We start from the raw sequence: 22994 nt of genomic DNA on the forward strand, positions 1-22994 counted from the left end.
CATGATCCCTTCATTGCCTACCAATAAACGTTTCGCCCGTGCTTATCAGGGATACATTGCCCTTTTCTTCCTTTTTCTGATGCTGCCATTAGTCGTGGTTGCCGTGTTCTCATTTAACGACAGTTTGTTCCCTTCCCTGCCGTGGAACGGGTTCACCATGGATTGGTTTACAGGTACGTCCGAACCTAAAGTGGGCATTTTTCATGACCGAGAACTCACGGACGGCATTGGCGTCAGCTTATTTGTTGCCATCGCTGTCACCCTGTGTTCACTGACCTTCGCCACCACAAACGCATTCCTTTTTGAGCGGTTTGAATTTCGCTTCAAAGGGTTCTGCTATGTGCTGCTTTTATTGCCGTTGGTCATTCCTGGCGTGATTTTAGGCGTGTCGATTCTGCTGATGAGCAGCACCATCGCCAATGGCATTGAAGACAGCATAGGCTGGGATATTGAGTGGATGCGACCGGGACTGGTGCTCGTGGTACTGGGTCAGTTTGCCTTTATCACCACCATTTGTACCTTGGTGATTGCGGCAAGACTGCGCAAATTTGATATCAGCTTAGAAGAGGCTGCGCTGAATCTCGGTGCCACGAAAACAGAAGCCGTGTTTACTATCACCTTACCATTTTTGCGTCCTGCATTGATTGGCGCAGGGATCATTGCGTTTTTAATGTCGTTTGAGAACTTCAACACGACACTGATGCTAGTCGGCTCTGACGCGCCGCTGACCATTGCCATGTTTGATCGCCTGCGAGAAGGTTCAACACCCGTCATTAACGCCGTCTCTTTACTGCTCATGGTCGCATCCGCCATGTTGGCGCTCGCCAGTATCTGGGTATCATCCAGAGGCGATCAAACCAACACCTAGCTAACAACCAACAAGAAGGGGGCCGGGAGCAACCCGCTCTCGGGAGCCCCTTCGTACACCCGCAATCGACAGCCTAAAAGCCTGAACCTGGTTGTTTCAAAAACTCGATTTCTTCTGGAGTCGACTCACGACCCAGTATCATATTGCGGTGCGGATACCGGCCAAAACGGTCGATAATCACTTTATGTTTCAGCTCAAACTCGTAACAGGTTTTCTCTTCCAGGCTATCAAAGAGTTGTACCGATTCTTTATGAACTTCCAATGACTCACTGTGCATGAACGGCATGTACAAAAAAGGACGTTCAACTTCCGTCAACTCTCTATCGAGACCCAGACTTAAGGCTTCTTGTGCTAGCGCTAATGCCATCGGATCTTGCGCAAATGACAACGGCGTATCGCGATACACATTCCGTGAAAACTGATCTAACACGATAATCTCGGCCAAACGACCCTTCGCTGTGTCACGCCAATCCACGAGTTCACATCGTGTAGCCCTTTCTAACACAGGCAAAAAACGTTGCTCAATTTCTTTATCTAAATCAGCATTTTTTACGAACCAATCTTTAGGCGTTAGCTCTTCAAACCAAAACGTAAGAACACGATTAAACATGTCATTCTCCTTTACCCTGATTCCAATAACTTAACGGGTTTCGTCGCTGATTGTGTGACAATTTTTGGGATTCTTGACAGTCATATCGCCAAGCAAACTTCATCTCAATACCTTTTTTATCATCAGGTATAAAACGCGTCGACGAAGCACAAATACGAGTCTGTGATATTTAACGGAAAGTATAGATTGGTGAATCCGGTCTAACGACTCATCAGCTGCAACAAAATGGAAAAAGGAAACCTCATGGACGTCATGGCAAGTTGGGCAACCCACCTTTTGGAAATCAGTGCCGCTCTCTTTATTTTCCTGCTGGGCTGCTTGTTTCTCTGCATCATTTACCTCTACATCCGTGATGTCACTCAAACAAAGCAGGCAATACGACGTAACTATCCTGTCGTAGGACGCTTTCGATATTGGTTCGAACATATGGGGGAATTTTTTCGCCAATATTTCTTCGCACAAGACCGCGATGAACTCCCTTTTAACCGGGCTCAGCGCAGTTGGGTGTATCGCGCAGCCAAAAACATCGACAGCACTGTCGCGTTTGGGTCAACACGCCCATTGAATCAGCCCGGCGATGTCATCTTTCTTAATTGCCCATTTCCAACACTGTCTGAAGATGCAGTGCCTGCCAGTGCTGTCACTATTGGTGAAGGGGTTGCACGCGTCCCCTACACCACTTCAAGCATTTTCAACATCTCCGGCATGAGTTTTGGCGCACTCAGTGTGCCGGCCGTGCTTTCCTTGTCCAAAGGTGCCAAAAAAGCGGGTGTCTGGATGAACACTGGCGAAGGCGGTTTGTCACCGTATCATCTTGAGGGAGGTGCAGATATTGTGTTCCAAATTGGCACGGCTAAATATGGAGTGCGTGATGAAAACGGTGAACTGAGCGACGAAAGGCTCAAAGCCATTGCGGCTCATCAACAAGTACGCATGTTTGAAATCAAAATGAGTCAAGGCGCAAAACCGGGCAAAGGCGGGATCTTACCTGGTAATAAAGTCAGCGCTGAAATTGCAGCCATTCGAGGCATTCTCGAAGGAGAGGATTCCATTAGCCCGAATGGGCACAAAGACATCCGTTGCGTTGATGACTTGCTGGATATGATAGATAGAATCCGCCAAGTTACAGGAAAACCTGTTGGCTTCAAAATGGTACTCGGCGCTTATGGCTGGCTTGACGAGTTAATGCTGACTATTCACAGCCGTGGTATCTCATCTGCGCCAGACTTTATTACCCTTGATTCCGCGGATGGAGGGACAGGTGCCGCGCCGCAGTCGCTGATGGACTTTATGGGCTTACCGATTAAGCGTAGTTTGCCCATGCTTGTTGACAAACTTGAGAGTCATGGGCTCAAACAACGCGTGAAAGTGATTGTTTCGGGCAAATTGGTGAACCCAGCGGAAGTCGCATGGGCAATGTGTATAGGGGCAGATTTTATCACGTCGGCGCGTGGCTTTATGTTCTCACTCGGTTGTATTCAGGCGTTGCAATGCAACAAAAACACCTGCCCAACAGGCATCACCACCCATGACCCAAAATTACATAAAGGTCTGGTGGTCAGCGACAAAGCCGAGCGTGTTGCACACTACGCAACAAACCTGATGTACGAAGTGGGTGTGATTGCCCACGCCTGCGGTGTCAGTGAGCCTAGGAAATTAAAACGCTTTCACGCCCAACTCATCAACGATCGAGGGTTGCCACAGTCGCTGGATGAATGACATCCATCCGCTTAAAGAAAAGAAGCGCTATCTAGCGCTTCTCTTTTCCCGCTTTCGAGGTTACTTTTCTCACCGATCGGGGCTTGGTGGTTCGCCGTTTATTTTGATTCAAATAGACAGGGAGTTCCGCCAAAGAATCCACCACAATATCCGGCGCTGATTTGCGAATATCAATTCCATAATTATAGCCGTGGCTAACACAAACAACAGAGCAATGAGCAGCTCTGGAGGCATTCACATCATTCACACTCCCACCAACGAGCAAGAGTTGCTCTGGTTTGAGTTGCAGCAAGAGCGCCGCTTCCAGCAAGCCATCAGCAGAAGGTTTAGGCTCTTGTAATGCGTCTCGACCTAACACCAGTGAAAAGTGACTACGAATACCTAACACCGTCAGAATCTCATTAGCTTGTGCGGTGGCTTGGTTCGTAACAACCGCCATGGGAATTTTCCGTCGCCTCAGCTGGTGAAGACAAGCTTCAACGCCCTCGAACAAAGACGCACCCTCATGATTACGGCGCTGGTAGGCTTTCATAAAAAGTGCACTGCCGATACGAAACACGGGGTCAGGTACGATTCCATCAATCTTTCGAGAAAGAATACGGTGGACCAACTTCTCTGAACCATCTCCAATCCAGTCGCGAACATGCTCCGACCTCAAGCTCGGTAAGCGCAAGTCGGACAACATTTCCTCTGCCGCGTGGCAAATGTCGTTTGCGGTATCCACCAAGATACCATCTAACTCAAAAACAACGGCTTTTACCTGTGTTGCTGACAACATAGGTCACTCCAAATGTGATGATTAGTATGAGAGTAACGTTCGCCAGTGCCACTGTTAGGCGTTCGCTGCTTGGGTTAGCCCTTTCTGGTTGAAGACATCGAGGTGTTATTGAATGCACAGCTATTGAGTTAACAAGGACGTTGTGACTGCGAAACATGAGAGCAGCAGTTAGGTGAAATAACGTCGTCTTTCTAATTTAGCAGAGTCGCAGAAAAAGCTAGTAACATCGTTTTACCGCATGATATCTATCTCGTTGATCTTTGCCAGACAGTAAAATATCAACCACCTAGTCAGTTGATTTAAAAGAGATATTTTTATTATCATATTTTTGTACCTCTTGGAGCCCCCCCCAAACTAGGATCAGTCATTCACGTCTCATAGCTATTAGCGACCTATTAATGCATTCCTATCGCCCACCACTCACTTTTGCTTAGATTTGTTCAATAAATCAAAGTCAAAGAATGAAATATAGTGATATTAAATCATGAGCTTTGCTTGTCATGATTTCTCTTTCGAGTAAACTGACCGACTTTTTTGACGCAGGAGAGTTTTCATGTTTATCGGCTTCGACTATGGAACCGCAAACTGTTCTGTGGCTGTTATTGAGAATGGCGTACCGCGCCTCCTTCCTCTGGAAGGCGACAGCCCTTTCATCCCCTCGACCCTTTGTGCGCCGACGCGAGAAGCAGTGAGCGAGTATCTTTGGCGTCATTTTTCAATCAAACCCAACGATCCGGTCGGTGAGCAACTATTGCGCCGTGCCGTGGCTTTTAATCGTGAAGAAGGGATTGATATCGAACCGGGTGATCTACGTTTTGGTCGCTCAGCGTTAGCGACCTATTTAGAAGATCCTGAAGAGGTTTACTACGTTAAGTCTCCAAAGTCTTTTCTAGGAGCAACGGGGTTGCGCGACGTGCAAGTCAGTTTCTTCGAAGATCTGGTGTGCGCAATGATGGCTAACATCAAGCAACAAGCAGAAGCCAATCTACAGGATGACATTTTGCAGGCTGTGATTGGCCGCCCAGTGAACTTTCAAGGAAGCGGCGGTGAAAAAGCCAACCAACAGGCAGAATCAATTCTTACTGCCGCCGCCAAACGCGCCGGATTTAAAGACGTGCTATTCCAATTTGAACCCGTTGCCGCAGGTTTGGAATATGAAAGCACACTGAGACAAGACAGCACTGTTTTAGTGGTCGATATTGGTGGTGGCACCACAGACTGTAGCTTGATTCAGATGGGTCCAAGCTGGAGGAACCAAGAAGATCGCCACGCTTCGTTGCTGGGACACTCGGGGTGTCGTGTCGGTGGGAACGACCTTGATATTCATTTGGCATTTGATCAACTCATGCCGCTGTTTGGCAAAGGTTCAACCCTGCAACGCGGTATTGATATGCCCGTGACACAGTTTTGGAATCCCATAGCAATCAACAATGTTGTCGCTCAGTCCGATTTCTATGCCTCTGCCAATCGCAAAGTACTAGAACAACTCATGCGTGATGCCAGCGAACCTGAAAAGATCGCACGTTTGATTAACGTGCATAGAGAAACGCTGGGTTATCAAATCGTTCGTGGCGCAGAAGAAGCGAAGATTTTGCTTTCAGAGCAACCTACCACGCAAGTGACGCTACCCATGGTTGGTGAGCAACTGAATGTTGATATCAACACAGAACAGTTAGCAGATGCGATAGTGAAACCCGTGACTAAGATTACCGAATTGGTGACCGAGGCATTGGCGCAAGCACAAATCAAGCCTGATGCCATTTTCATGACAGGTGGTAGTGCGCGATCTCCGATTTTACGTGCGTTGCTTGAAACAACGTTACCAGGTGTACCTATCGTCGCTGGTGACTATTTTGGTTCTGTAACATCAGGTCTTGCCCGCCACGCTGCTGCGCGATTTGCGTAAAAAAAGACAATGTCAGAAAGGCATAAAGAAATCCACCTACCTGAGTTGTCTCCATCATAGGGACATGTTCAGGTAGGTGTTCGTCAAGGCGGACGAATTGTTCAATCGGTGATACTTCACTCAGATTGACATCAGCGAGAAAAGGCAGTGGATTGCTGATAAAACACTCACTCATAGTAGCTACTATTGAGTGGAGTGTTATTTATTACATAGAGAGGGGAAAATAGCGCGAAGAGAGCCATTTTGTGCGGCACACTTCTAAAGTTCTAATCGATAAGATAGTGATTAACCGCAGAAAAGCACATCGCTATTCCATTAATGACGGCACCTCAGCGACACAATCAGACAGTTTTACATCAAATTCCGTAATAAACTCGCCTACCATGTCAAAATAGCGATAGCGAAACACCACATCATTTTCAAACAACATAACTGCTTGCCGAGCCCTGCAGGTGTTTTTCACCACCAACGGTGGCACGACCTGACGAAAATACTGAATATCAATGTCTTCTGCCACATCATCAACAATTGTATGATTAAGACGCAACAAACGACCTTCACCCTCTTGCGAGACCGAGTCCAGCCTCGTTCCATTATCGACCATAACGGGGACATCACGATTGATGCGTATCTCAGCGGCTTTAACAAATGAAGGAGCCGCGTCATACATCGCATCTTGCCGGATCAACCCATAGGAGAGCATACAGTAGTCAATACCAGCTCCCCCCGTTGATGCCTGAGCAGGCGATACGTCACATTGACGCTCTACCGCTTCAACATCTTGTTGCGTGACTAACGTTCCGTTTACCGCCATCCAATCGGATGAAATACCAGAGCAACCGACCAGTAGCAACACGGTCAATGATCCAATTGTTCGTCTCAAATACATTCCTTACTGGTTAGTGTCGATGCAGTTCTTCAATGCCACGTACATCAACAAAGTCAGTGTCTCTAAATCAACGTTTGATTGTGTTATCACAACATGAATTTTCAGGGATAACTTTGAGGGGCCACCAATATTCCAACATTCTTTTTATGAGTGCTCCCCTCGTGCTTTCCTCTCGAGCACACCCACAAAGCACAGATATCAATACACAGCAAAATATTTAATGACTCTATATGTCTACAATATCATCTCAATTATAAATTCCACTCATTTCAGTTCAATATTCTATACAAGCAAGTTCTAATGCCATTTTTCATTAGAACACATAACATATTCCGACATAAAAACCGCATTCACACTTTCACATCTAAAGCAATAACCATACATAAACCCACACATAGATATTGGAAACACTCAGAACATTAATGTGATGACACATAAAGTTAACATTCTGATTATTTACATTTGTTACCAACTTAATGTGATAGTAGTCGCATTGTTGTAAAAATGAGACGTGGGTCAAATTTTAATTATCACATTGATTTTATTGAATTTAAATACAGTAATTGTTTCAAAAAATGACAACGTTTGTCAAAATGTGACATTGCTTTAAAAAATTAACCTCTTATTATCCCCCCTGTCAGTTGCCTAGAAAATAAGAGAAATTAGAACATGATTGAATTAAGCGTTGTTATTCCCACCTACAATCGTCGTGAATTGCTGTCACATACTTTAAATGCGTTGGCAGAACAAACACTGTCTTCAGATTCCTTTGAGGTCATTATTATTGATGATGGTGGCAGCGACAATTCTGAAGCCATTGTTCAGTCCTTTTCAGACAAATTGAATGTGAAGTATTTCTGGCAGGAAGATAAAGGCTTTCGCGCCGGGAAAGCCAGAAACGTAGGCACCGCAATTGCTGAAGGGAAATATGTTGTCTACCTAGACACGGGCGTGTTGCTTGCGACAGGTGCACTGGAAGAACATTTGTTCCGCCACAAAGTCTCTACACACCCTATCGCTATTGTTGGCTATGTTTACGGCTTCGATCTTGATGAAGAAGGTGTAAAGAAAATGGAATCGGTTATTAGCCCTAATAACGTAGATGCTATTTTGCGTGAGTTAGACAAGCAAGGCATGCATGATATTCGCCAATCACAATACGATGACCTGGGCCAAAATATCAGTGATTGGCCAGCGCCTTTCGATCTATTTTGGACATGCCACGTTTCTGCTGAGCGCGAAGAATTAATCAAAGCCGGTATGTTTGATGAACGCTTTAACAGCTGGGGTGGTGAAGATGTCGATTTAGGTGTGCGCCTGTTCCGAAACAACAACATGTTCATCGTCGACAAATCCATGGCGTCTTTTCACTGGCCACATCCGAAAGAAGTCAAAGACACCAGTGATAGCTCAAAAAGCGCCGCCGAACTCATCCATAGCAAATACAACATCTGGCAAACCAGTTATTACAATCTAGACCATGAGATCAATGATTTACCGCTCAACAAGTTGATCAAAGTAATGAAAACCAGCCCCAATTATCCAATGGCTGACAACTCGCTGTATACCGCCAAGCGTAAAGCCTCACCCGACACTACCGTAGAAGCATAAGGAGACAGTTTATGCCTTGTGTTTACGAGAATATTTTCCCTGTTTCAAACGGCATGACCATCGAGGATGCTAAGGCCGTTTATCGCGATCAGATGAATTTCCACAAGGAAGCGACTTTTGTTGGCGAACCACACATTGCGTTTACATTGGCGAGAGACTCAGACGACTATCAACGTGATGTGCAGTTTTCTTTGATCGACAAAGCCAGTTTCAACAATGCCATCACTGTGGGTGAAGGCACGGTTATCTATTCAGACGATAACCTTGCTTTTGAAAACCGCCCCGTTCGTCTAACCGTGGTGCAAGTTAACGACCAACCACCAGGAAAAATCACCATCGGAAAGGGTGTCGTGATGCAGGGTACGGCTATCGTCTCATATCAAGAAGTCGAGATTGGGGACAAGGTACTGTTTGGCCCACAAGTCACCATCATGGACAGTAGCGGTCACCCTGTCACAGGGCGCTGGGGTAATGACGATGCCGCGCGAACGCGAAGTGCAAAGGTCACGATCAAAGACAATGCTTGGCTCGGTATGGGGGTCACTATTTTGAAAGGTGTCACCATCGGACACAATGCAGTGATCGGTGCTAACAGTGTTGTCTACCAAGATGTGCCAGATAACTGCATCGCCATGGGCAACCCTGCTCAAATAGTTAAACAGTTAGACATCGCGCCTTAACCTCACTCGCAGATCCTCCTATTCCGTCAAACTGAAGACGAACGCCTTCAAAATAACGGGAGGATCTGCTCGTTCTCTCCAACATGGATTGTTTCATGTCTTTATATGCCCGTTTTATCGCGCCTCTATCAAGCTACAAAAGCTTGATCGCGCTGGCACTACCCGTCGCATTACAAACCGCTATTTTTTCGAGCAAAAGCACCGTCGATACCCTGATGTTAGGCTCTTTGAGTGAGCTAGATATCGCTGCCATTGGTCTTGCAGCAAAAGCACAAATGATCATCACCTTTTTCATTATTGGTTTGAGTATCGGTGGCGGTCAAATTGCCGCGCAGTGCTTTGGCATGAAGAGCGAAGACGGACAGCGAAAGCTCCACACAACGGTGTTCATTACCTTGCTGCTGAGTGTTAGCACCGCCCTGCTGTTTTTCATTATATTGTTCTTCTTCCCCAGTCAATTAATGTCACTGGGAAGCCAATCTGCAGACATCATTGGTAAAGGGTCTGACTACCTACAAACTATCGCGATCAGTCTCTTTTGTTTTGCTTATGCATCGAGTATTGCCAGTGGATTGCGCGCCATGCACCAACCTGGTATCGCAACAAAAATCAGCTTGATCGGTGTGGCGCTGAACCTTGTCTTCAACTGGATACTCATCTTCGGTCACTTTGGCTTTCCAGCGATGGGCATCAAAGGGGCGGCGTTGGGAACCGTGTTCAGTGCAGTGATTGAGTGTGTCGCTCTTTACCTTTACTTGCGCGCTAAAACACACCCTCTGACTCATTTTCGTCTTCACCATTTCAACGCCCTTCGCCGCCAAGATGTCATTTTAGTGGCACGTCTTTCTGCAACCGCAGCGTTAAATAGCGTGGTTTGGGCTGCGGGACTATTCGCCTTCCACGCGATCCTTGGTTATAGCGATCCGAACCTGTTGGTTGCGTTGTCCGTACTTGCACCTTTGGAGGCGCTCGCGATGTCTTTACTTATTGGCTTGGCGACAGCGGGTTCGATTATAGTGGGCAACTTGGTGGGTGCAAACGAGCACGAAAAATTGCCACTCGCCGTTCGTCGACACGTCATATTCAGTGGCGTGATTGGTATCGTCACAGCGGTAATTTTGTCGTTGCTGGAAGCGCCGTTGCTCTCACTGTTCTTCCATTCTGATTTACCGTCAGAAGCCGAATATCTCACGTCATCACTGTTCGATATCATGGCTGCCTCTTTGGTGATCAAAAGCATCTCAATGATGCTCATAGTGGGCGTACTTCGCGCAGGTGGAGATGCCAATTTCTGCTTGGTGACTGATGTGCTCGCACAGTGGGTCTTCTTGTTGCCTTGTGCGTTCTGGCTGACTCATGTACTCGGGTTCCCACCCGTGTATTTGTTTGGTTTGATCATAGTGGAAGAAACACTCAAAGCACTGGTTTGCTACTGGCGACTCAATAGTGGAAAGTGGGTTAAGAACTTGGCATCTAGCTTAAGTTAACATCGGCTTAAACTAACCGAGCGCTATCAGGAAATTCCATAAAAAAAGCCCGCTTACAATGAGCGGGCTCTCTATCAATGTTTCACCAGGGGCATCATCGAGAAGATGTTAGCTCATCGACCAGAACGCGGCTTCACGTTGTCCCAAGGGCTGCTTCCGCGACCTGAGCGATCATTGTTACTTGCTACAGAAGGCTTGTCACTGCGAGATTTGTCAGCACCATGACGCGAGCGGCTGTCATTTGAACGACCATCTGAACGTGCGTTTTCGCTACGTCCTGCGTTGCTGCGAGGCTGACGGTTTTTCGGGGAGCTGCTCTTTGATGAACTGTTTTTTGTCGCCAAGTGCTTTGGCTTAAAGTTCAGCACTGAAATAGGCACTGGATTACGTGGTTCAAACCCTTCAATAACACGACGCTCAATCAAATGGCCTAAGCGGCTTTCAATCATGCACAGGTTTTTGAAATCGTCTTTCGACAAGAAAGTGATCGCTTCACCCTTCGCGCCTGCACGCCCTGTACGACCAATACGGTGAATGTAGTCGTCAGCTGGGAATGGCAAATCGTAGTTAACCACTCGGGTCAGCTCTTCGATATCAATACCACGAGAGGCAACACCCGTTGCAACTAAGTATTTCAGTGCACCAGATTTAAAGTCTTCCAACAACTGCTCACGAACCGCTTGGCTGCGACCGCTGTGGAAAGATTCAGCCGGAATACCGCGCTTACCTAACTGTTCCACCAACTTGGCAGCGCCATGTTTGGTTTCAAGAAAGATCAGTGCCTGATCCCAATCATTTTCAGTGATGAGGTGGCTCAACAGTGCAGATTTTTTGTCTTTATCAACCGTGGTTAACCACTGGGTAATTTCTGGCTTACTTTGCGAATCCGCGGTTGAAAGCTCAACGGGATTTGGCACAGCAGTTTTTGCCAGCATGCGGATTTTGTCAGACAAGGTTGCAGAGAACAGCAAGTTCTGACGATCAACAGGCAAACGCTCGATGATCTTGTTGATATCCTCGATGAAGCCCATGTCCAACATGCGATCGGCTTCATCAAGAACCAAAATTTCAATTTCGTCGAAGTGAACGGCGCGTTGCGCGTACATATCTAGCAAACGGCCTGGTGTTGCAACCAGAATATCGACGCCTTCAATCAAACGCTGTTTCTGTGCAGCGATTTCTTTACCGCCATACATAGCCAATGTAGTCAGTGGTAAGTTCTTTGCGTACTGCTCTGCATTCTTTTCTACCTGTGCCGCCAACTCACGTGTTGGTGCGAGAATTAACGCACGTACACGTTTTTTACGCTGGGTCTCACCACGGCTCAATATCTCAAGAATTGGCAATACAAAGCCTGCTGTTTTACCCGTACCGGTTTGTGCTGCGGCTAGCAGGTTCTTACCTTTTAAAATCACAGGAATGGCTTTTTCCTGGATCGGCGTTGGGGTTTCATACCCAAGTTCAGTGACGGCAGAAACAATCGGCAGGCTTAAGCCCAGCTTAGAGAATGGCATGAGAAATCTCGGCGTAAAAAGAAAAGACAACAAGTATGGCAGATAGCAACGCCACAAAGGGCGCGCATTCTAGCACGAGTGGTTCAAAAAGCAGAGCAATGTCTGTGCAGGTCAATTTACGCATTGGCAAGGCGATGTTGAAGCATCACTCAAGCCATGATTTTCTCTATCATTTGCTCGCATTCCTTCTGCGTGGCATAGCGTGGAACGGGATAATTCCACTTCGCCTCTTGAATAGCATTTTTGGCGATGATTGCCACATCCGACGTTTGAATTTCCGCCAGTGTTTTTGGCAACGATAAAGCGTCTTGCAATGATACTATATAGGTAACAAAAGCATGTGCATTGGTCGCATCATCCCATGTTGCATCACCTACCCCGGCCATGTGCGCCAGATCAGCCATTCGTGATGTCGCGCTCGGCAATGAAAATCTCAACACATGAGGCAACGCCAAGGCATTGGCGAGGCCATGAGGTGTACCGTATTTGGCACCAAGATTATGTGCAATCGCATGGGTATATCCCAAACTGGCTTTGGTGAACGCCAGCCCAGCGTAATACGACGCCATGGACATATTGAGCCGCACTTTTAGTGAATGGCCGTCTTTGTATGCAGGGACAAGGTTATTGCTAATGAGTTTTATCGCCGCATTCACATAGCCATCTGTTTCTGTAGTCGCGTTGACTGAAAGGTAGGCTTCGACTGCATGCGTTAGCGCATCCATGCCTGTCGCGGCAGTCACGCTAGGAGGCAAGCCTGTCATCAATACTGGATCTAATGCCGCCATTAAGGGCACGAGCTTTGGATCCATCAATGGGGTTTTCTGATGCGTGAAAGGGTCCGATATCACCGCGGCAACCGTCACTTCTGAACCTGTACCCGCCGTTGTAGGGATCACAAATAACGGCGCAGGTGTTCGCCACACTCTCAAGATTCCGGCCAGTTTTCGAATCGATTTTTTATTGGTCACACGCGCAGCAATCACTTTGGCGCAATCCATTGGCGAGCCACCGCCAATCGCTAAAATGCCCGCGCACTGTTCGCGAAAATACATGTCTCGACCTTCTTCGGCCATGGGGTAGGTGGGATCAGGCGTGACACTGGCATAGCGAACAAAGCTCACGCCAAAGCGAGATAAATGCGCCTCCACTTTCTCGACTATCCCCACATCGACTAAAGGCTGGTCGGTCACTATCAGCAACTTGCCGAGATTCATCAACCCAATGGCTTCACACAATTGCTCGGTACTGTCAGCGCCGGCAAACAAAGTAGGACGCGGAATAGGGATCACCCTCGCCGCGACCTTCAGCGCTTTCATATAGCCTTTAAAGAAAAACAACGACGGTTGCCCCATGGTGAATGCTACCTCTGGTTAGCGGTAGTAACAGCCTAGGCAACAGACGGGGTCGCATCTAGCTTTTTCCTTTCAAAAACAGCGATTCATCACGATGCGTGGTCAATATTTCATCGGCTGGTATACTCATGGCTTCCAACACTACCCGTCAGAGGAAGACCATGGGACAGACCACCAAATCACTCAACGAAAAACAGATCGCGTTTATCGAAAAGCAAAAGCTCTATTTTGTGGGTACTGCTGCACCAACCGGAACGGTGAATATGTCGCCTAAAGGGGGCGATTCTCTGCGTGTGATCGACAGTAAAACGCTGGCGTGGTTGAACCTGACGGGCAGTGGCAATGAATCCGCCGCTCATGTTTTACAAGACCCGCGTATGACTGTGATGTTTTGTGCTTTCGAAGGGGCTCCTTTGATCCTTCGTGCCTACGGCACTGCGCGAGCCATCCATCGCAATGATCCTGAGTGGGCAATTTACAGCGTCCTTTTTCCTGAAAGCATCGCATCGCGACAGATCTTCTTGCTTGATATCGATATGGTGCAAGCATCATGCGGCATGTCAGTCCCCTTCTTTCGTTACGAAAGCGATCGTGATGAACTGGATAAATGGTCAGCCAAACAAGGTGAGCACGGTATTCAAAGATACTGGCTCAAAAAAAACCAAACCAGCTTGGACGGCTTTGAATCGCAGATTGCCGAGAAATCGGGCTTAAAGATCGACGAATAACAATCGACGATTGATAAAAATATAAAAAGGAGGAGTGAATACATCACGCCTCCTTTTTCATTGTGATTTTAACCAATGAGGCTTACCACGCCATTTCGCCAGTGTGCACTTTCGCACTAAGATCCAGCGAAGACGGCTCTACCACGTCAGGGTATAACTTGGTCATTTTCTCAATCAATGTTTTACTGTCTTTACTGCTCTTTTTCGCTTCAACAAAATCGGTAATGTAGGAAAGTGAATAATCAATGGCTTCGGCATTCAACGAGGAACCTGGCGTCGTATGCCCAGGAACAACCACTTCGGGTTGTAGACCCTGCATTTCTTTGAGTTGGGCTGTCCACGCCGCCAGTTCCGCGTCTGTTTGCGTATCGGCCATCCAACCATGCATACCTTCAAACACGCCAACGTTGCCAAGAATCGCTTTGTTCGCAGGTAGCCACAAATAAGGGCGGTGTGCCAATACGCCCTCCGTCCCCTTGATTTCGATCGGCGTACCATTCACTGAGAAAGAGGTGGCAGTAACCGCTTCTGGAACAATTGGCTTCACAGGGGCATTGGCGCCCATTTTTGGCCCCCAAAATGCCACTTTCCCCGCCAATTTCTTCTCAATCACTTTCTTCACAGCAGGCGTTGTGATGATCTCAGCATTGGGAAAGAACTGATGAATCACTTCTGCACCGAAATAGTAATCCGGATCTGCCTGACTAATAAAAATGGTTTTCAGTTCTTTGCCTGAGTCCAGCACCTTAGCAGCGATGCGTAGGGCATCAGCGCGAGTAAAACCAGTGTCGATCAGTGCCGCTTCGGTTTCTCCATACACTAGGGTAGATGTCACCAAAAAGCTGTTTTCATCGCCATGATAGACATCCAGTGTCAATGGCGCCGTGTCAGCTGCGAACGTTTGACCGGCAAGTAGCGTTGTCAAAAGCGCGATACGTGTTTTCATCATTGTTCTCCAAAAGATTGTATTTTAATTTTCTTGTCGGAGACTAGATTAGTGAATTGACCTGCTCGGAAAAACAGCAAATACTGAACAATATTGTTTCTTATATCGAGCTAATAATGGATAGGATCACTGCTGCAAAGGTGTTTTTGGATGTGACAAAAACAGGCAGCTTTACCGCCTCGGCCGACCGATTGGAGATGTCTCGCCCCATGGTGACGCGATACGTTGAAGCCATGGAAGACTGGCTGAAAACGCGCTTGCTTCATCGGACTACACGTAAAGTGTCTCTGACTTCAGCCGGTGAGCGATATCTTGATCACGTTGAACAACTCGTTGATCAGGCGGAATCGCTCTCTTTCCTTAATACGACTCACGGTGAATTAACTGGAACAGTGCGCATTGCCGTCTCCATGTCATTTGGGCATGCTCAACTTATTCCTGCTTTAAAAACCTTCATGGCGGACAACCCTCGTGTCATCATCGACATGGACTTACGAGACACAACCAACGATTTGACCCGCGATCGTATCGATCTCGCCATTCGTATTTCATCCAACCCCGATCCATCTTTGATAGGAAAGCCTATCGCAGTTTGTGAATCCGTCTTGGTCGCTTCTCCGTCATATATCGATACCCATGCACCGATCACATGCCCTTCCGACCTGTCGACACATCAGTGTCTTGGTTATAGAAACTTCGCGCACCACGTATGGCATTTGCAAAACGGCGAATTGAGCGAATCAATCGATATCCAATGCCAACTTACGGCGAATGAAGCGACAGCATTGTTATACGGCTCAATAGAAGGGATGGGGATTTCAATGCAGCCAACTTACTTAGCTGATAAATATATTCAGTCTGGTGAGCTTGTCCCAATTCTGGGTGAATGGAAGCCGCAAAGCATGCAGGTTTACGTTCTTTACCCATCGAGAAAAAACATGGCTCCCGCAGTTAGAGCAGTGATTGACTACCTGAGCGACTATTTTCAATTCTTAGGTAAAAAGTGATAATCGATCCAACACGTCACTTGTTGGCATTTCTCATAATAAAAGCCAACAGGTCGAATTTGCTTTGGCAATATGACCTCAAAATACATTTAAAATAAAAAACAAAAGGCTAGGTATATTCACTATGAATGCAAAAATCATCCTTGATACTGACCCCGGTACTGATGACGCGATGGCAATACTGTTTGCAGAGGCTAATCCAAACGTTGAGTTGGTCGCGCTGACTACGGTGTTTGGCAATGCGGAGATCGATATCAGTACGCGTAATGCACTTTACCTCAAACAACGTTTTGGCTTTAAATGCGACGTGGCCAAAGGGGCGAGTAAACCGCTTAAGCGCCCACCCGTCGGCGCCAGTATTGCGGTTCATGGCGAGAACGGATTCGGCAACGTAGACATGAAAGAACCCACGATTTCTGCCGACCCACGTGCAGCACACCAATATATCATCGATACCCTCAAAGCATCACCTAACGAGATCACGCTGGTCGCTGTTGGGCCACTGACCAACCTTGCTTTGGCACTGATTGAAGCACCTGAGATTACGGGATTGGTCAAAGAGGTGGTGATCATGGGTGGGGCTTTTGGCACGCATGAACACACAGGCAATGTCACCCCATTTGCCGAAGCCAATGTTCACGACGACCCACATGCCGCAGATGTCGTATTTACCGCAGACTGGCCTGTCACCGTGATAGGTTTAGATGTCACTCACGAAACCTTCTTCTCCACCGACTATATCGACACGCTTCGCGATACGTGCGGAGAAGTGGGTGAGTTTATGTGGGATATCAGCCGCTTCTACCTCGATTTTTACAAATCTCGCATGGGGGTAAATGGCTGTTTTGTTCACGACCCTTCTGCCATTGCTTATGTGATAAATCCTTCGCTGTTTACGCTACGTGAAGGCCCTATCCGAGTGGTATGCGACGGCCCGGCCGAAGGTCTGACCTTGCAAAAGTACAAACAGACACAACACAAAACCGATGAGTGGGCAGACAAACATCCGCAACAAATCGCCATCGCGGTCAAAGATCAAGCCGTACTCGACTTGTACTTAGATTCCATGACCCAATACGGTAATCGCTAACCTATTGCCATGAATGGCTTATTAGTCCGCGCCAATGACGGCCAGTAAGAAGGTCCAATTGGCGCGCTTTATTCCTGTTTAATTTCATCGACCTTATCTTCCCCTTCTGTTGTTTCTCGCGACTGCGATCTTCTCCCCACCAATAAAAGCAAACATGAAAAATCGTCTCATTTCTACATAAGTATCTGACAACCATGCTTTGTTCGAACAAAACAGACACATTGCTGATATAGCGTATTACGCAGCCCACACTTCAAGGCCATGGTACTTGTCGCCATCAGAGGGCAGTTCGGCTTAATACTCAGGAGATTTCAATGGCTGCTAAAGGATTCGATACCGCGTTTTTGTCTATCCCTATTTCTCTCCCTCGTTTGGGCGAAAGCTTACTCGAAGTGGCATGGGAGTTTGGTGAGCCCCTGCATTACGAACACTTTTCATTGGTGATGAACCGTGAAACCAAAATGGCGTTTTACACTGCGCACAACATAGATCGTGAAAGCCTGATCAGCTTGAAACGAAGCAGTTGGAAACTCGACCCGCGGGTCGATCTCACCTATCAAGCAGGTCCTGCTGTCTACAAGAATAATGTGTGGGATCGCGGACACATGGTGCGACGCGCAGCCATTAATTGGGGGAAGCGTCCTGAGGCTAGCCAAGCCAATCGAGATTCCTTTTTCTATACCAACGCCAATCTACAACACGCCAAGTTTAATCAGGACGAATGGCTAGAACTTGAAAATTGGCTGCTTGAAGAACAAGAGCTCGGCGATCGCTTGTCGGTGTTTACTGGCCCAATCAATACCATCAATGACCAACCCTATCGCGGTACATTTATTCCATCAGCCTTCTGGAAAGTCATCGTGTTTACCCTTGGTGGTGAGCTGCAATGTCGCGCGTTTTTAATGAAACAAAGCGAATTTTGGGATGATCATGACGGAAAAAACAGCCTAAATTTAGAAAGCTATCAGGTCTCTCTCACCCAAATCAGTGAGCTGACGGATCTGTACTTTCAAGTAGAACTGTATGAAGCCAATCCGATTTTCTATTCGCCAAATAACTTTACCCTTTCTAACGACATCGACACGCCGGAAATGCGCCCCATCGAATCGCCCACGGACATCATCAATACCCGGGGCGACTACACAGATATCATTCAAGCACTTTGGGATGGCGATAAAAACAAATTCAGCGTGACGCGAATGAAAGAAGGCCGTTGGATGAATGAAGGATCGGATATCAAGCTCAACGAGCAAGGGACACGCAATCCGAGAAAGCGCGATCTCGCGAAATTTAGGCTGTTCGATTCAGTAAATACCGACAAGTTAATGCATTCATCTTCCTATCAAGCATTCAAGCGTTTAATAGATAACTACAACGAATTACAACGTGATGGTGAGCAATACAGCCAACAGGAACTGATTGAAATAGACCATTTTCTCGAGACATGCTTTAACGCTGAAAGCAGTAATGCTGTGCCTTTAATGGAAGAGGTGTATCACTACATCACGGCGAGTCGTGAGATTGGCGGGCTAGGCTTTGAGGCAAAGAAATATTCCGATATGCCCTTTTCCAGCGCCACGTTTGGCTCGAATGCGTGCGTGGACCTTTCAAACATGGCGGCATTTAGAGAAACCGTGCGCAACCTCTGGTTTGGTCTGTACACCAATTACTTTGATAAAGCTGTGGTTGGTGCATCCGGTTTTGAGCATGTCTTCTTAGGCGAAATCAAGCGCGAAGGATCTCGCTATGAGGTCAGCGGATACCATTATTGGGTGAAGTTTTTTTGGGATGAACAAGCCGCAATGAACGGTCAATCCAACCTCAATTATCTCGGCTCGTTTTATGATGGTCCTGAAGGGCAACTCAATGCCGATGTGGCGACCCTTTCCATGCGATGGCGAGTGGGGAACAAATCTGCATTGAAAGAAAAAGGCGGGTTCTTCGTGGGTACTAGCCCAGAATGTATGCTGGCAATGGGCACGCTACTGAGCTTTGAAAGCTATCGAAACGAAACCGACCCACTACCATTTTTCGACGGCGAATCTTTCCGACGTACTGCCATTAACGACTGGCGCTATGACTTGGTGCTTTATCGTGAAACACGTCAAGATAAATCTCGCGGATTCCATTTACGTTCGTTCTTCCCCATCCTGAAAAGCCAAGACAACACCCAACCCCTTTTAGCGCCGCATTCCAATGCCGAGGTCTTATTGTATAAAGAAGGCGATGTCATTATCGCATCGGCACTCCCTAACCCTGAAGGTGCAGGTGATAAAAACGAGTGGGTTGCCATTCGCAATGAAACGGGAGGGTTGGTCGACATCACCGGATGGAAAATACGCAGCAAATCTGGCACCACCACGATTCAAGAAAAAACCAAGCTTGCACCTGGGCGAGATCATCGCATTATCGTGCGAGCCGGAGGTGGCGGTGCTGCCCTTTCGAACAAAGGGTCAACCATTGAGTTGTTAGACACTGAGCAAAACGTGATTTCAAAAGTGGAATATAAATCAGTCAGTCGACGCGCCGAAGGACAAGTGCTGAATTTCACGTAATCCTATGATGTCCATGAAGCCGATCTGACGCTTTACATCTTGGTAGGCTTTGAGGTCAATAGTGACTGATTAAGACAAAGAATGCGTACTTACAAATCTAGCCCTAACCATTAAATACATGCATGTTTTAGTGAGAGGGGCTTTTTTGGCTTACATGTTTTTTAATGGTCTCACAATCTCGTCTAGCCCTTCAATTTTCAAGGTGAGACAAAGCGCCATCAGCTTCCCAAGTTCGCCGTTCGGGAAACCCTGTCTTTCAAACCACAACAAGTATTCTTCAGGTAAGTCGATCAGTACTCTGCCTGAATATTTGCCGAAGGGCATTTTAACACGGGCAAGTTTGAGCATATTTTCTTTTTCTAGCATGGTGTGAACGCTTTGAACGGGAAACAAGAAAGCAGTGTATACCCATACGGATTCAAGATCCGAAAAAAGCCAGCAGAACGGCATAAACGCGTCTTGCTGGCGTTTGCATTTAGCGTGTTACGAACTCCACGGAAAATCAGATACTCAACGCACGACTAGAAACCAATCGCATTCACACCAAGTGGCGAACCACCGCCAACGCTATCTTGAGCGATAAGTTCATACACTTTGCCCGCTTCGACAGTGATCATCGCTGGACCAATTGCCTCAGTTTTTGTGCCAGTGGGGGTAACGGTCACAAACAGAGAACCCGCGGGCAAGCGAATGCCTGACACCCCTTGGCCTAGGCTAACACCAGTAAGACTCGGCGCAGCATTCCCAATGTCGCCATCAGCCGTCACATAGATATCAACCACACCCGCACTGACTGACGCATGGAAGACAGACAGCTTGGCTTCAGTCGCAACAGAACGACGATCTTCTTTCAACGCACCCAACGTAATATCTGCAGAATCCGTTGCATCGACACTGCCATAAGCAATAGCGCTATAAAAAGCACCGGTTTCGAGGTTCACTGGCACGTTATTGATAACAGTAACAGGGACACTAGGCGCCGTAACAGTGACGGTGTGATCACCTGCTGGAATCGTCAGAAAACCCGTTTCTTCGGAAAACGTCAGCCCTGTTACCGCTGCCGTTGAAGAGCCATCTAAAAACACATCTACCGCAGGTGCATCAGCCACTTCGTGGATCACGCGAACGTCGGCGCCAGTATTGGCATCCAAAATCAACGAGCTACGTTCACCGTTGGCTACTAGCAGTGCAACAGGAACGCTAGCTGCCCCTGCATAGACATTCGGAATCGCAGTGATGAATAGATCATTGCCATTTGCTAAAGGGACGGCACCTGAATCATAAACCACCGTTTTACTGCCATTTGGAGTAATACGAATGCGGTAATCGCCCACTGGTAAGTCAATTTGATCACTGTTGGAACGGTAATCAAGCGTCAGAGCAGGTGCCGAATCCGCAATGTCTGCTGTTGGGGCTGTCGCGTAAATGTCGACAGTACCTACATCAGGCGAACCATGTAAAACCTGAATTCGAGCATTTCCTGACGGAATAGCCGAATCCGCATTCTCTATGATGGCCAGCTCTAACGTGCTGTCAGCGACACTACCCAATGCAACAGCGGTGTAACTGCGCTCAGTCTCAAGCGTATAGTCACCGTCCAGAACGGTGGCTAGAGATTGATCGGGCAATTGTGCTTTCACTTCTACCGCGTAGTTAGCGGCATTCACCGTCAGAAACTGACTCCCTTCCCCATAATTAACGCTATTAAGTATCTCAGTGCCATTAGCGTTAACATTCACTAATGGTGCATCAGCACTTGCATGAATAATTCTAAGTTTACTTTGAGTATGTGACGTATTGTTATCGTTGCTACCACAACCTGATAGAATAGCGACTGCAGCCAAAACACCTACGGATATAAATCTTTTCATAAATCACTCCTTCGTTTAAATGTCCTGAAGAATTACGGCAAGATTTACAAAAGGATCTTAAGTCTTTATTTATACACCTGGTCAAATAACATCAAAATAAACCGAATTTTTCCCCGACACAAACCAATAAAGCAATATCGCAACATTATGTTTACAATGTAAAAAAACCAGAAGTCACCTCAGAATACACCAGCAAATAAATCTCATTAAATACAAATATTAACGTATAATAAAATAAAAACCTCTCACTTACGAAGCACCATTCTCACTATAGATAGCATAATCCGCACAATTTAAAATCGAAAACATGCAACCACATACTTACCAGACCACAAATTAATAAGAAAAAAGAAAACACTTAATTATATAAACCTTTTTATTTAAGGAATGCTATTTCAGATTAAATAATTAAAGCTCAGGGGGATATAAAAAGGAAAAATAAGAAACGTAAGCTCATAAAATAAAACAACGTGATGTCAAGATTTTCAGGTGTAAATAAGGCACATAAGCACCGTATTCAACCAGTATGTTCAATCTAACTGGCACACTTCGCAACCAAAGAGTTTGCTGTGCATCCAACAACCCACGCAAAAGCCAAGAACGGCCTCAAGCCACGTCAACATGAAACAGATCCCCAAGACAGAGAGAAGCCAAACATCAGAAAAATCGAGCAAACGAAATACCAAACAGGTGATCCCCATCGTTGCGCCTAATATCCACGCAAAGCGTTTAGGCTTGATTGGCCGCCAAACTGGCTTGAACTTCATTGTCATGGCGGTACCTAGCACACCCGATGGACTGAGTGGTGTTAAACCAAACATCGCAGCCATTGCCATGTCAAAGATGACATAAGGTCCGATATAAATGACGGGATCCCATTCGGGACGAACAACGAGTATAAATAGGGTGACCGCAGACAGAATATTGAGCAGCCCTGCGCGTGCTCGCGTTGCGGTTTCATCTATCCGCAAATCACTTTCACCCGGCAGGCTTTGCCCCATCGCCAATACAGGTTTAGTCAAAAAGCTATGATATTGTTTTTGTTCGTCAGCGCGCATGAACCTTCCCTCTTCCCTCATTCTTCTCTAAGTCTATACGCTTAGCAAAATGATGACGGTATTGGGTGGATCTGATTTTCTCATTCCGGCCAAATCTTGCTCGCTGAGCAATTTTTCGCCCGACATCCAAGCAATTCTTTGCTCTGTTAAACCTCACCCTTCTATAACTCCTTGTTTTTATTGCACCACATAGCTGGCACACCCTTTGCGTTATCTCTTGCGTTGTATCACTCATTTCTCTGTCAGCCATGATTGGCGGGCAACCATTGAATAAGGACATCGCAATGCCAACTCCATGTTATATCGCTATCGAAGGCAAAAC

Annotated in this window: 19 protein-coding genes; 10 read left to right on the forward strand and 9 right to left on the reverse strand. The window is 46.8% G+C overall.

From position 1 onward, the window contains the following. The first annotated feature begins 1 nt into the window (after position 1). On the forward strand, positions 2–868 hold the full coding sequence (locus ACED36_RS13005; RefSeq protein WP_016962451.1) for an ABC transporter permease: 867 nt from the start codon (positions 2–4) through the stop codon (positions 866–868). 73 nt (positions 869–941) lie between these two features. Here the strand turns inward: ACED36_RS13005 and ACED36_RS13010 are convergent, their stop codons facing one another. Continuing rightward, positions 942–1478 carry a DUF924 family protein gene (locus ACED36_RS13010; RefSeq protein ID WP_016962452.1) on the reverse strand — a complete coding sequence of 179 codons (537 nt, stop codon included), beginning with the start codon at positions 1476–1478 and terminating at the stop codon, positions 942–944. A 243-nt stretch (positions 1479–1721) separates the two neighbouring features. Between ACED36_RS13010 and ACED36_RS13015 the strand changes: the two genes are divergently transcribed. Then, a complete protein-coding gene (locus ACED36_RS13015; protein WP_016962453.1) occupies positions 1722–3197 on the forward strand; it encodes an FMN-binding glutamate synthase family protein in 1476 nt (491 codons plus the stop codon). A 31-nt stretch (positions 3198–3228) separates the two neighbouring features. Here ACED36_RS13015 and ACED36_RS13020 read toward each other — a convergent pair whose 3' ends face one another. Further along, on the reverse strand, positions 3229–3975 hold the full coding sequence (locus tag ACED36_RS13020) for an HAD hydrolase-like protein (protein WP_016962454.1): 747 nt from the start codon (positions 3973–3975) through the stop codon (positions 3229–3231). A 553-nt stretch (positions 3976–4528) separates the two neighbouring features. Here ACED36_RS13020 and yegD point away from each other — a divergent pair. Next, the gene (gene yegD / locus ACED36_RS13025) at positions 4529–5881 is read left to right on the forward strand and encodes a molecular chaperone (RefSeq protein WP_371733384.1); all 1353 of its coding nucleotides are present in this window, start codon (positions 4529–4531) and stop codon (positions 5879–5881) included. Positions 5882–6188: 307 nt separating this feature from the next. On the opposite strand, the gene ACED36_RS13030 is transcribed toward yegD, so the two are convergent. Further along, positions 6189–6764, reverse strand: a complete 576-nt coding sequence (locus ACED36_RS13030; RefSeq protein WP_371733385.1) for a hypothetical protein — start codon at positions 6762–6764, stop codon at positions 6189–6191. Positions 6765–7439: 675 nt separating this feature from the next. On the opposite strand from ACED36_RS13030, the gene ACED36_RS13035 reads away from it, so the two are divergent. The 3 genes from ACED36_RS13035 (at position 7440) to ACED36_RS13045 (ending at position 10548) form a co-directional block, all read left to right on the forward strand. Further along, the gene (locus ACED36_RS13035; protein ID WP_371733386.1) at positions 7440–8381 is read left to right on the forward strand and encodes a glycosyltransferase; all 942 of its coding nucleotides are present in this window, start codon (positions 7440–7442) and stop codon (positions 8379–8381) included. A gap of 11 nt (positions 8382–8392) precedes the next feature. Continuing rightward, positions 8393–9061, forward strand: a complete 669-nt coding sequence (locus tag ACED36_RS13040) for a DapH/DapD/GlmU-related protein (RefSeq protein WP_371733387.1) — start codon at positions 8393–8395, stop codon at positions 9059–9061. 95 nt (positions 9062–9156) lie between these two features. After that, positions 9157–10548, forward strand: a complete 1392-nt coding sequence (locus tag ACED36_RS13045; RefSeq protein WP_017003166.1) for an MATE family efflux transporter — start codon at positions 9157–9159, stop codon at positions 10546–10548. Positions 10549–10661: 113 nt separating this feature from the next. On the opposite strand, the gene ACED36_RS13050 is transcribed toward ACED36_RS13045, so the two are convergent. After that, positions 10662–12062 (reverse strand): DEAD/DEAH box helicase, encoded by a 1401-nt coding sequence (locus ACED36_RS13050; protein WP_371733388.1) that lies wholly within the window; start codon positions 12060–12062, stop codon positions 10662–10664. 149 nt (positions 12063–12211) lie between these two features. Beyond that, positions 12212–13417: an iron-containing alcohol dehydrogenase gene (locus ACED36_RS13055; RefSeq protein ID WP_371733390.1), complete on the reverse strand. Its 1206-nt coding sequence runs from the start codon at positions 13415–13417 to the stop codon at positions 12212–12214. A 161-nt stretch (positions 13418–13578) separates the two neighbouring features. On the opposite strand from ACED36_RS13055, the gene ACED36_RS13060 reads away from it, so the two are divergent. Then, on the forward strand, positions 13579–14145 hold the full coding sequence (locus ACED36_RS13060) for a pyridoxamine 5'-phosphate oxidase family protein (RefSeq protein ID WP_016962463.1): 567 nt from the start codon (positions 13579–13581) through the stop codon (positions 14143–14145). 82 nt (positions 14146–14227) lie between these two features. Here ACED36_RS13060 and ACED36_RS13065 read toward each other — a convergent pair whose 3' ends face one another. Beyond that, a complete protein-coding gene (locus tag ACED36_RS13065) occupies positions 14228–15091 on the reverse strand; it encodes an MBL fold metallo-hydrolase (protein ID WP_371733398.1) in 864 nt (287 codons plus the stop codon). Between the two features lie 116 nt (positions 15092–15207). Between ACED36_RS13065 and ACED36_RS13070 the strand changes: the two genes are divergently transcribed. The 3 genes from ACED36_RS13070 (at position 15208) to ACED36_RS13080 (ending at position 19743) form a co-directional block, all read left to right on the forward strand. After that, complete coding sequence (locus ACED36_RS13070) at positions 15208–16098, forward strand: LysR family transcriptional regulator (RefSeq protein ID WP_371733391.1); 891 nt, start codon at positions 15208–15210, stop codon at positions 16096–16098. A gap of 124 nt (positions 16099–16222) precedes the next feature. Further along, positions 16223–17188, forward strand: coding sequence for a nucleoside hydrolase (locus tag ACED36_RS13075; RefSeq protein ID WP_371733392.1), 966 nt, complete (start codon positions 16223–16225; stop codon positions 17186–17188). A gap of 314 nt (positions 17189–17502) precedes the next feature. Then, a complete protein-coding gene (locus ACED36_RS13080; RefSeq protein WP_371733393.1) occupies positions 17503–19743 on the forward strand; it encodes a DNA/RNA non-specific endonuclease in 2241 nt (746 codons plus the stop codon). Between the two features lie 150 nt (positions 19744–19893). Here ACED36_RS13080 and ACED36_RS13085 read toward each other — a convergent pair whose 3' ends face one another. The 3 genes from ACED36_RS13085 to ACED36_RS13095 all read right to left on the reverse strand — a co-directional run bounded on the left by ACED36_RS13085 (position 19894) and on the right by ACED36_RS13095 (position 22672). Next, positions 19894–20109 carry a DUF3820 family protein gene (locus ACED36_RS13085; RefSeq protein WP_026023831.1) on the reverse strand — a complete coding sequence of 72 codons (216 nt, stop codon included), beginning with the start codon at positions 20107–20109 and terminating at the stop codon, positions 19894–19896. A 155-nt stretch (positions 20110–20264) separates the two neighbouring features. Beyond that, a complete protein-coding gene (locus tag ACED36_RS13090; protein WP_371733394.1) occupies positions 20265–21614 on the reverse strand; it encodes a DUF4397 domain-containing protein in 1350 nt (449 codons plus the stop codon). A 530-nt stretch (positions 21615–22144) separates the two neighbouring features. Next, on the reverse strand, positions 22145–22672 hold the full coding sequence (locus tag ACED36_RS13095; RefSeq protein ID WP_371733395.1) for a DUF4395 domain-containing protein: 528 nt from the start codon (positions 22670–22672) through the stop codon (positions 22145–22147). Positions 22673–22994: the final 322 nt, after the last annotated feature.

It is taken from the genome of Enterovibrio sp. FF113, from assembly GCF_041439165.1.
GTDB lineage: Bacteria > Pseudomonadota > Gammaproteobacteria > Enterobacterales > Vibrionaceae > Enterovibrio > Enterovibrio norvegicus_A.